The 12,175-nt window shown below is 65.4% G+C and carries 3 protein-coding genes; all 3 read left to right on the forward strand.

Features of this window, described 5'->3' with window-relative positions:
- Positions 1-11: 11 nt before the first annotated feature.
- The 3 genes from AAFF32_RS06995 to AAFF32_RS07005 are packed head-to-tail and all read left to right on the forward strand — an operon-like array spanning position 12 to position 12,104.
- Complete coding sequence (locus AAFF32_RS06995; protein ID WP_342316919.1) at positions 12-6,452, forward strand: Ig-like domain-containing protein; 6,441 nt, start codon at positions 12-14, stop codon at positions 6,450-6,452.
- The gene (locus tag AAFF32_RS07000; protein ID WP_342316920.1) at positions 6,449-11,452 is read left to right on the forward strand and encodes an RHS repeat-associated core domain-containing protein; all 5,004 of its coding nucleotides are present in this window, start codon (positions 6,449-6,451) and stop codon (positions 11,450-11,452) included. Before AAFF32_RS06995 ends, AAFF32_RS07000 begins: the two co-directional genes overlap by 4 nt.
- Position 11,453: 1 nt before the next feature.
- A complete protein-coding gene (locus AAFF32_RS07005; RefSeq protein WP_342316921.1) occupies positions 11,454-12,104 on the forward strand; it encodes a DUF4304 domain-containing protein in 651 nt (216 codons plus the stop codon).
- Positions 12,105-12,175 lie beyond the last annotated feature (71 nt).

Genomic DNA, 12,175 nt, shown 5'->3' on the forward strand with positions numbered 1-12,175 from the left:
GTGCGGTCACCATGAGTCAATCCGAACACACCAGCAGGAAGTTGCGTCGTGGTTCGCGGCGCGCCATCGGCACCGTGTGCATGGCCTTGTTGGCCTGCATGCCGTGGACGACCGGCGCCGCGGACCTCACGCTGGGCGACGGCGTGGTGGTGAAGTTCGGTGACGACGCGCAACTGGTCGTGCGCGACAAGCTTGCGGCCGGCAAGGGCGTGGCGCTGACCAGCGACAAGGACGACAGCGTCGGCGGACAGGCCGGCACCGGCCAGGGCGTTCCGGCCGCGGGCGACTGGCAGGGCGTGCGCATCGAGAAATCGGCGCAGGCCTTTGGCGCGCTCACGTTCGAGGACCTGCGCATCCGCTACGCCGGTGGCGACGAGGGCCGCGCCGCGTTCACGCTGCGCGGTGTGAGTCCGACGCTGAAATACCTGCAGGTGACGGACAACACGAACGGCCTGCGCCTGCTCGAAGGTGCGTCGCCCGCGATCACCGGCTCCAGCTTCTTGCGTAACGGCGTTGGCCTGGATGTGGAACGCAACAGCGCGCCCACGATCGGGTCCACGCAGTTCGCCGGCAATCGCGAACAGGCCGTCGTCAATCGCTGGCCGACGACGCCGGTCCAGGCAACCGGCAACTGGTGGGGACATTCGACCGGGCCGCGCGACGCCGCCGGCAATCCCGCCGGACAGGGCGACGCCGTTTCGGCCGGCGTGAACTACGCCAGCTTCCTCACGGCCGTGCCGCTCATCAATCCGACCGTGCGGCTTGCCGCGCCGGCGACGTACTTCGAACAGCGCCGCATCGCGCTGGAACTGTCGTGCGTGAATGCCACCGAGTTCCGCCTCGCCGAGAACAACGCGTTCACCGGCGTGGCCTTCCAGCCGCTCACCGACGGCCGCGCGAACGTGGAGTTCGACGTTTCCGCCGGCGACGGTCGCAAGACGCTGCACGCGCAGTTCCGCGATCCTACCGGCGCCGTCGTCACGGCGACGCTCGCCGGCGGCGTGCTCATCGACACGCAGCCGCCGCAGGTGGCCATCGCCAATCCCGCCGCGGGCAGCCTGATCCGCGAATCGGTCGACATCGAAGTCAACGCAAGCGACGTCTCCGGCGTTCGCCAGGTGCAGATCCTGCGCGACACGACGGTGCTCGCCACCGACACCACCGCGCCGTATGCGTACGCCTGGAACACCGACAGCGTGTCCGACGGCAACTACGTGCTCAAGGCGATCGCCACCGACGAAGCCGGCCGCGTGGCCGAACACAGCATCACCGTGACCGTCTCGCACGGCGCGCCGGTGCCGGACGTCGAAGGCCCGCAGCTGGGCAACATCAAGGCCAACGGCATCGCACTGGCCGATGGCATGACCTTCACTGGCAACAGCACGCTCGCCTTCACCGCGAGCGACCGCAGCGCGATTTCGCGCATCGAGTTGCTGCTCGACGGCGTGGTCGTCGCCACCGCGACGGGCACCAGCCAGTACACCGCGCTGCTCGACCTTGCCAATGTCGCCAACGGCGTGCATGCGCTGGCGCTGCGCGCGTTCGACTCGCTGGCCAACCAGAACACGGTGACGTATTCGATCACCGTCGCGCATGCGCCGCCTGCGGCGCCGACGCTGACGCAGCCCGCCAACGGCCTGGTCACGCGCAACGCGGCCCTGACCGTGTCCGGCAATGCGAAGGCGGGCAGCAGCGTGCAGGTGCTGATCAACGACGTCGCCGCGGGCGACGCCGTGACCGCCGGCAGCGATGGCCGCTTCGCCGCGCCGGTGACCCTGGTCCCGGGCGAGAACCAGCTGCGCGCCACCGCGACTGACCAGCACGGCACCAGCGCGCTGTCCGCAGTGGTGAGGGTGACGCTGGACGTGACCGTCCCGTCGGCGCCATCGGGCCTTGCGGCCGCGCCGATGACGGGCGGAAAGATCCGCCTGACCTGGGCCGCGGCCAGCGACACCAACGTCGTCGCGCACGAGATCTACCGCGCAGGCAACGAGTTCGCCGCCATCGGCGAAGCGCAGAAGCTGGTTCGACTCACCGCCTCGGCCATCGCCTACGAGGACGCACCGGCGGCGGACGGCCAGTACTTCTACCGCGTGGTCGCGGTGAATGCGGCCGGCACGCCGAGCGCGCCGACCAACATCGCCAACGCCACCATCGACCGCACGCCGCCGGCCGCCGAGCGCGTGGAATACACGCCGCAAGGTGCCTACGACGCCAACACCCAGACCTACGGCCAGGGCCGCGTGGACTTGCGCGTCACCGTGAGCGAGCCGCTCGTCGGCACGCCGTACTTCAGCATCGTGCCCGAAGGCGGCCTGCCGGTTCCGGTGGACCTGATCAAGCGCGACGACACGCATTACGAAGGCACGCTGACGCTGGCCTCCGGTGCGGGCAGCGGCGTGGCCAACGTGCTGTTCTCGGCGCGCGACCTGGTCGGCAACCGTGGCGTGGACGTGCGCGAGGGCGGTTCGCTGCGCATCGACACCGTCGGGCCGGAGCTGGTGCAGATCGCGCTGGATCCGCAGGCGCCGATCAAGGCCGATGCCGATCGCGAGATCACCGCGACGCTGAACTTCAGCGAGGCGCTGCCTGCCGGCAAGACACCGGTGGTGCGCTACCAGCTTTCCGGCAATGGCCGCACGCCGGTCGCGACCGGTGCGCCGGAGCGCATCGATGCACAGACCTGGCGCGTGCGCTTCGAGCTGCCGGCCGACGCCGGTCAGGCTTCGCCGGAACTGCTGAGCCTGAGCCAACAGTCCGAGGACGCACTGGGCAATACGTCCAGCCGCGTCACCGCCGCCAACGAAGCCCAGGTCTATCAGGGCGAGTTGCCGGCGCTGAACGTGCCGCTCGGTGTCACCGCATCGGCGCTGCCGGCGGGCCAGGTGCGCCTGCAGTGGCAGGCGGTCGAAGGCGCGACGGCTTACCAGATCTACCGCCAGGCACCGGGCGAACCGGCGCTGGTCGAGCGCGTCCGCGCCACGCAGGCGCAGACGACCGACAGCACGGCGGTCGATGGCCTGTATCGCTACACCGTCGCATCGGTGCGCACCTCCAACGGCCAGGAAACGCTGAGCGGCCAGTCGTCCGTCGCGCAGGTCACCACCAGCCGCACCGCACCGGGCGCACCGCAGAACCTCGCGCTGAGCCTGATTCCGCAGGGCGTGCTGGCGACGTGGCAGCCGCCGGTCGGCACCGCGCCGGCAAGCTATCGCCTGTACCGCGCGGCGACGGCGACGATCACCTCGGTCGCCGGCCTGACGCCGCTCAAGCAGAACATCAAGACCACGCAGGTGGTGGATGCGGTGCCGTCGCAGGACGAACACGCCTACGTCGTGACCGCGCTCGACGCGGCCGGCAACGAATCGGCGATCTCCAACTCGGTCTACCTCAACTTCAGCCTGCTGCCGGTCAAGACGCTGCACGTCGATCAGCTCGGCACCGCATTGCCGGTGCTGGCCTGGACGCCGAACGGCAGCGGCGCGACGGGCTACGACGTCTACGTCGGTGAAGGCGAAGCGCGCTTCAAGCTCACGACGCAGCCGATCACCGCGACCACGCTCACCGACACCGGCTACACCGGCGGCGAGCGCCGCTACACGGTGGAAGCCGTCGACGCCAACGGCGTGCGCATGGCGCGCGAGATCCTCCTGCCGAACGCCTCGCTGCAGGTGGTCGGTGGCCTGCCGCTCAAGCGCAACGTGATGAACCGCCTCAACGTGCAGGTGACCAACCTGTCGTCGGCGGCGCTCAACGTGGCCAAGGTCGTGGCGAAGGTCGGTGCGCGCGAGTTCCGCTCGGAAGCCTTCGCCCTGGGCGGCAACGCCACCAAGGTGGTGCCGCTGGTGGTGGGCGGTTATCCGGACCTGCCGAATCCGGCCGCACTGACGCTGCTGCTGGAGAACGAAGCCAGCGAAGGCGAGCGCATGCGCATCGGCCGCGATCAGCAGGCGTCGGTGGTCGACAGCGCGCTCGTCGTCGGACTGGATGCGGAAGGCTTCACGCGCGGCGCCACCGGCAAGGTGCGCCTGACGGTGGAGAACACCTCCGACGTCGAAGTCGAACTGCTCACCGCGCGCAACTCCGGTCGCGACGCCTCCAACGAGCTTCGCCTGAAGCTGATGGACAACGACGGCAACCTGCTCAGCACAGTGCCGTACCGCCAGGCCACCGGCGCGGGCGTGATCACGCTGGCGCAGGGTCAGACGGTGGCGCGCATCGCACCGGGCCAGCGCTACGTGTCCGACGTGTTCCAGATGCCCGTGCCCGCAAGCGCGCCCGATCGCGTGCGCCTGAAGCTGGAGGTCGACAAGCTGCGTTACAGCACCGGCCAGGCCGAAGAAGTGGCGATCCCGGGCATGGGCAGCGAACGCGCGGTGGATCTGGTGGAAACGCCGTACTCCGGCGAGATCACCTCCGTCGATCCGGTGGTCTCCTTCGGCACCGGCGATATCACGATCCGCGGCCGCGCCGTCGATCGCGCCTCGCAGGCGCCGGTGCCCAACGCACCGTTGAAGATCGCGTTGAACCAGGAAGGCTTCGAGCGCCTGACCGACGTGATGACCGACGCGGAAGGCGGCTTCCGCTACGTCTTCAAGCCGACGCTGACCGACGCCGGTCGCTACCGCGTGGGCGCGATCCATCCGGACATGACCGACCGTCCGGAGCACGCCAGCTTCACGATCAACCGCATCCAGATCACGCCGACGCCGTTCAAGCTGACGGTGCCGCGCAACTACGCCTATCGCATCGACTTCCGCGCGCGTTCGGGCACCGGTTCGCAGGCCAGCAACCTGCGCGTGATCTACGCGCCGGAATACCAGCCCAGTGGCACGCTGGCGGCGGGCATCAAGGTGCTGCTGCCGGATCCGATCAGCATCGCGCCCAAGCAGGACCTTTCCCTGCCGGTGAGCGTGTCGGGCGACAACACGGCCGCGCCGAGCGGGCGCGTGGTGCTGGCGGTGGTGAGCGATGGCTCCGGCGCGACGCCGCTGGCGCTGCTCAACGTCGACTACACGCTGACCGAGGCCAAGCCGGCGCTGTACGCCACGCCGAACTACGTCGAAGCGGGCCTTGCGCGCGGACAGACGGCGCTCGAGCAGGTCGTGTTCGAGAACAAGGGCTTCGTTGCGATGAGTGAGGTGGTCGTGGACCTGCTCGACAAGAGCGGCAACGCGGCGCCGGCCTGGATCACGCTGGCCTCGGGCCGCGCGCTGGGCAGTATCGGCGTCGGCGAGAAGCGCACGGTCGACGTCAACGTCGCACCGGACGCCAACGTCGCCGAAGGCATCCACGAGTTCGTGCTGCGAGTCTCCGGCGCCAACCTGCCGGCCGAGACCGTCAACGTGTTCGTCTCGGTCACGCAGTCGGGCATCGGCAGCCTGCTGTTCAAGGCGTCCGACATCTACACCGCCACGCGCGACAAGAACGGCAACCTGATCCCGGGCCTGGCGGGCGCGCGCATCTTCCTGCAGAACGAGGCGGTGGTCAGCCAGAGCTTCGAACTGCGGACGGACGCCTACGGCGAGGCCTATTTCCAGAACCTGCCGGCCGGCAGCTACCGCTTCAAGGCCAGCGCGCAGAACCACCAGGAAGCCGGCGGCCGCGTCTCGGTCAAGCCGGGCCTGACGGTGAACCAGTCGGTGTTCCTGGAATACAGCCTGATCCAGGTCGAATGGTCGGTGCGCGAAATCACCATCGAGGACCGTTACGAGATCACGCTCAACGCGACGTTTGAAACCGACGTTCCCGCGCCGGTGGTGGTCATGCAGCCCACCAGCATCAACCTGCCGAAGATGGCGCCGGGCGAAGTGTTCCAGGGCGAGCTGGTGCTGACCAACTATGGCCTGATTCGCGCCGACAACGTGGTGGCTCGCCCGCCGGGCGCCGATCAGTACTACCGCTTCGAGTTCCTGGTGCAGCCGCCGACGAGCCTGGAAGCCAAGCAGCGCGTGCGTCTGCCGTATCGCGTGATCGCGCTGCGTCCGTATGGCTACTACGGTGGCGGTGCCGGCGGTGGTGGCGACGGCGGTGGTGGAGACGACGGCGGCGACGATGGCGGCTCTGGTGGTGGCGACGGCCCCGGCGGCATCGATGCTGGAACCGGCACCGGCGGCAACGGCTCGAGCACCGCCCCGGGCGGCAGCGTCAGCGGCACACCGGGTTGCTACACCTACACAGTCCGCTATCCGGTGAGCTGTCGCTACGTCTGCGCCAACGGCGTGATGAGTGAGAACTGCGGTTCCGCCGCCAACTGGTTCTACGTCGACCGCAGCGCATGCCCGGTGGGAACGCCTGCGCCAAGCCCGGGCGGCGGCGGTGTGGGCGGCGGTGGTTGGGGTGGCTCCGGTGGCCCGGGTTACGGCGGCATGCCGGGCGTACCGCTGTGCGCCAAGGGCTCCGGCGATTGCGACAACCCCGGTGGCAACGACGACAAGGAGGGCGGCGAATGATGCCGCCCCGCTGGATGCAGACGCCCGCGCGTGGGCGCGAACGAACGATGGAAGGGAAAGAAGGGATGCTCACGAATCTGGGCCGCAAGTTGCTGGCGACGCTGGTGTTGTTTGTCGCGACGTTCAGCGCTCATGCGCAGACGCAGTTCCCGCTTGGCAGCAATGGCTGGATGGGGCTTGGCAATCGCAACGGCGATTTCTTCATTGAGCAGGACGACCTGAGCGTGAAGGTGCCCGGCGGCTACGTGCGCATCAACCGCGACTACGACGGCAAGCAGTGGGTGTTCAATCGCCAATGGTCGGGCCTGGGGCGTCCTTCGTACAACAAGGCGATGTACCCCTCGATGGGCGCCTTCTTCAGTTGCACGGTGGTCGACGGCGTCAGCAGTTGCGATAACACCGCCAGTTCAGGCAGTGCCATCGCCATCGGCAATCCGGAGAACGAAGTCCAGCAGACGCGCATTCCGAACGATCCGTTCTTCGGGCGCGATCTGGAGGGACGGCCGGTGCCCGACCCCCACGCCGCCGAGTTCGTTGCACGCAATGGTGTGGGTTTCAGCCGCAGTACCGACGGCACTTCGTGGGTGAGCAGCAAGCATCCGCGCTTCGTCGTGCGTCCGCAGTCGGTGCCGGTGTTGCCGGCGAGCAATGGTGCCGACGCGCATCCTGCGCCCGGAAAGCCCGGGGCCGGCGGTACGCCCACCACCCTGGTCAACGGTTTCCGGTGGATCGACCGCAGCGGATCCTGGATCGAATACGACAACATCGGCCGCATCACCAGCTACGGCGATCGAAACAACGTCAGGGTGTGGTTCCAGTACGGCAGCCACGGACAGGTCGAACGGATCCTGGACGACAACGGTCGTACCGTCTTCACGTTGCTGTACTCCAACGGCAGCGCGGACTTCATTACCGAAGTGCGCGACCACACGCCGCTGGACGGCAGCATCCGTCGCGTGAAGTACCAGTACGACGGCGACGGCCGCCTTCGTAATGTCGTCGACGCGCGCGGCAACACGACGTCGTTCGACTACGGCTCGCTCGATTCGCCGGCCTACGACTACAACGGATCGTTCGGTGCGCCAGATAGCGGCGGGTCCGGCGCGCCCATCGGTGCACGCGCCTCAAGCGCGGCGATGCTGCTCGTCGACACGCGCCGCAAGGTCACCAAGGTGACCGACGCAGAAGGTCGCGTCACCGAGATCGGATATGGGGTCACCGCGCGCGTGGGCCGAGTCAAGGCGCCCGACGGAGGCCTCACGGAGTTCGACTACGGCTACGACAAGCTGAAGAAAGAGTTCAGCATCACGGTCAGGTACCCCCAGACTGAGGGCGGCCGCAAGATCGAGACCTTCCGTTTCGACCAGGAAGGTCGCCCTGTCACTCGCGAGGCCAATGGCAAAGCGCTGATGACCTCGACGGGAAGCGGCCGCTCGATAACCTACATCGATGAGCGCAACGGCAGTACGCAGATCCAGCGGGACAACTTCGACGAAGTTACCCGGATCGCGTACGCCGACGGGACTTCGAAGAGCTACGCCTATGAGGCGGGCTCCACCGACGTCCGTGAATTCACCGACGAAGCCGGCACGATCTGGCGCAACCGCTGGGACGGCCGCGGCAATCTGCTCGACGTCAAGGCAGCCGCAGGTCGACCGGAAGAGCAGGTCACAGAGTACGTCTACAACGCGCGAGGCGAAGCCGAGCTGATCCGGCGCAAGGGCGGATCGAATCCTGACGGGTCTACCGACGTCGACACCGAAGTGCGCATGACGCGCGACGATAACGGCAATGTCAGCGAAGTGCTCGATGGTGAGGGAAAGCGGTGGACGTATGAGTACGACAGCCAAGGCAACCTGACCAAGGCGACGAATCCGCTTAATCATCAGTGGGCGTATACCTACGACGTCCACGGCAACCTGTTGACGGAGACGGACCCGAACCAACACACGGTCACCTACACATATGACCGAACGGACCTTCCGCTGACCATCACCGACGCGCGGGGAAAGATCACGCGAATCGGTTATGACGCCGCCGGGCGCGAATCCAGCATCGCCAACCACTATGGCGAGACATACAGCGATCGCTTCGATGTTGCGGGTCGCCTCTCCGCATCGAGCGACCCGATCGGGCAGACCGCGGGGTTCTCATATGACGCGTTCGGGCGGCTGACAAAGCTCAAAGATGGCGAGAACTACGAGACGCTGCTCGATTATGTCGAGGGCGATGGCGCCGATCGGGGTGGACGGCAACCGGGAAAGATCACGTATCCCACCTTTCAGCGGCTGTTTCGATACGACGACCGGAAGCGACCCTCGCTGCAGACCGAGGTGCTTCCAGACGACTCTCTGACCATCGGTTGGACCTATGACGCTGTTGGTCGCGTCCGGACGCAAACCGACCCCAATGGGCACACCCGGTCGTTCGAGTATGACGGGCTCGGTCGAATGGTGTCGGCGATCAGTGAAATCGGCGCGACGGTTAAGTTCGGGTATGACCATCGCAACAACTTGGTGAGCTTCACTAACCCGAGGCAGAAGGTCACACGGATGGCCTACGACGGCCGTGGCCTTCTGGTTAGCGAAACCAACGCGCTCGACCAGACGACTCGCTACGTCTACGACGATGCCGGAAACCTGGTCGAGATGCATCGCCCCAACGGTGTCACGGTCAAGTATCAGCATGATGCAGCACAACGTCTTGAGCAAAGCCAAGCGTTTGGCACTGACGGTTCATTGCAAGGGGCGCACTCCTATCAATGGGATGCAGCCGGAAACCTGAGCGGCTGGACGACGGGCCGTGCCAGCAGCGTTCTGGAATATGACGACGCGGACCGCCTGCTCGGCGAGACAGTTCAGGTCGATGGGGTAAGCCTTAGCCGTCGTTACACCTACTACGCGAACGACCAGGTAAAGACCTACACAGGCCCGGACGGGATCACGCTGACGTACTCGTACGACAAGAACGACCAGCTGAGCCGGGTCGAGATTCCGGGCGAGGGGTCGATCAGTGTCACCGAGTGGAGCTGGCTCGCGCCGAAGAAAGTAGTGCTGCCCGGTGGCACGGTTCAAGAGATGGAGCGGGATGGGCTTCTCGGTCTCACGCGGCTGCGCGTGAAGAGTCCGAGTCAGGCCACTTTGTTCGAGCTGGAAAATCGATTCGGAAAGCTGCGTGAGCTGGGCAGTCGAGAGACAGACGGCAAGATCACGCAGTTCGAGTACGACGAGGCCGTTCGCCTGGTCAAGACTGATGCGCAGTTCATCGGGGGGGGCAGCGAGACGTATGTCATAGACAAGGCCGGTAATCGTGAGCAACAAAGCACGATATCGGGCACTTGGGAGTACGACGACGCCAATCGTCTCCAGCGCCGCGGTGATGTCAGCTATGACTACGACAGCGCCGGCAATCTCATCCGGAAGGTCGAGGCGCGGCTGAGTGAGCCATTCCGGACAACCCGCTATGTCTACGATGGCTTCAACCGCCTGGTCGAAGTTCGCGACGGCGCCAATGCACTGGTCGCCACTTACGCGTACGACCCCTTCGACAATCGCCTGGCAAAGGAGGTGTTTGTCGATCGAGCCGGCTCGATCCCGGGTAAGACGCTTTTCCTTCAGGCAGAGGAAGGCCTGCTTGCCGAAGTGGCTGCAGATGGCAGCGTCATTCGCGGCTACGGATGGGATCCGAGTGGCACTTATTCGACCTATCCGCTGTTTCAGCGGGCCGACGGCAACTACTACTACTACCATAACGACCACCTTGGCACGCCCTGGCGCGTCACCAACCGTGAAGGCGGAATCGTATGGTCCGCCAACGACTACACCGCATTCGGTACGGCGAAGATCGCGGCAGGAGCCCAGATCACGCAGCCGTGGCGTTTTCCGGGGCAATACTTCGATGCCGAGACTTCGCTGCATTACAACCAGCGACGCTATTACGAGGCTGAGGTTGGTCGTTACATCACTGAGGATCCCATCGGGTTCGATGGCGGTCCGAACTTCTATGCATACACAGGGCACTCGCCAACCAATCGGATCGACCCGACGGGCGAGGCGTTCATGCTGGTGCCGATTGGCTGGAACGCGGCAAGGGCCGCGGCCGGGCGGTACGCTACCTGCCTGGTCGAATGTGCCGTCGTGGATGGCGTTTCGGACCTGATCAACAACCCCTGCGACATCGATGTAACGGACTGCCTCAAGGATTGCCTCTGGAGCCTGGTTCCGATTCCGTGCAAGAAGCTCGCTGCGCTTTGGGGTGGTGTGCAGGGTCTATGGAACAGTCTGTTCAACAGTTTCCCCGGCGCCACCGAAGTCGCGACGCCCGGAGGGCTGAGGCGGATCGAGGACCTGCGGCCAGGGGACAAAGTCCTGGCCTACTCGGAATGGGCGGAAGAGACACAGGTTGAGGAAGTCACCAACCTGATCCTGTCGCATCACGAGCAGACGATCGTGACGCTGTGGTTGAGCTCGGGTAAGCAACTTGAAGTGACGGGCGGTCACCCGTTGCATACTCCCGACGGCTGGCGCGCAGCTCAGCTGCTGCTGGCGGGAGGGCAGCTTGATGTGAAGGGGCCAGACGGCAAGCTGGCCACTGTCGGGATACTGCGCGTAGAGCAGCGGAAAGAGACGGTTGCGGTCTACAACCTGGAAGTAGCCGATTCCCACACGTTCTACGTTGGCGAAGATGGAGTCCTTGCACATAACGTAATGTGCAAGGGCAAGGGCTCGCGGAATCCGAAGGTTCGGGATGCCGCGGCAAACGGTCGGCAGAAGCACCGCGAGTTCGCCGACAAGGTTAAAGCCAAGGAAGGATGGCAGTCTGAGCCGCAGCATTTGGTCGATCCGAAGACCGGAAAGAAGGTTGTTCCCGATGCACTGGACAGGTCCGGTCGGCCTATCGAACTCAAGCCGAACACGCCTAGTGGCCGTCGAGCTGGACGGCAGCAACTTGACGCATACGAACGTGCGACCGGCAAGCGTGGACGAGTTGTTTACTACTGATATGAATCTCGATACCAGGTTTGATCAAATTATTAAGGCCGGAATCACTCCGGCCCTGGCTGTGCATGGTTTCAAGAAGCGGCGCTATGTGTATGAGCGGAAGGAAGGCTGCATTTCGTACATAGTCGACTTACAGCGCAGTCAATGGAGCAATGCGTCCGCCCTGGATTTCACGATGAACTGTGGAGTCCATATCCCGGGTGTGATCTCCTTGTTCGCCAACCGCCCAGACCCAAAGAATCCGAAGATCGTTGACTGCTGCGTAGGAAGCCGTCTGGGCATGTTGAGCCCGGACCACAAGGACAAGTGGTGGAGCGTGACCGCCGAGGATTCGGGCCATGCGCCCGATGACCGCTTGAGCGAGGACCTGCGCGCTGCTATCGAGGGCCTGGCTCTTCCGTTCCTTCGCCTGTTTCCCTCGCAGTTGGCGGTCGCGGAGTTCCTCTCGGACGTTCCTCGCGAATACCGCCAGGTGTTTCCCATGCATGAGGCTCAGCGACTCGCTTACGCAGCGATCATTTTCAGAATGGTCGGCGACTCCAAGGCTGGGTCGGCATTGGAGTCGGCCGTTGCGCTTGCGGCGGGGTCTCCGCTCGAGTCCACGTTAGCCACATTGGAAGAGTCAATGAGATCCGGACGTTCAGGGGGATAGCCGGCTTTTTGGGGCGACTTCACCAAGACGCTGACAGGCACAGGGACTCGGCGGGGATGAGGTGTGTCGCC

It is taken from the genome of Lysobacter sp. FW306-1B-D06B, assembly GCF_038446665.1.
GTDB lineage: Bacteria > Pseudomonadota > Gammaproteobacteria > Xanthomonadales > Xanthomonadaceae > Lysobacter_J.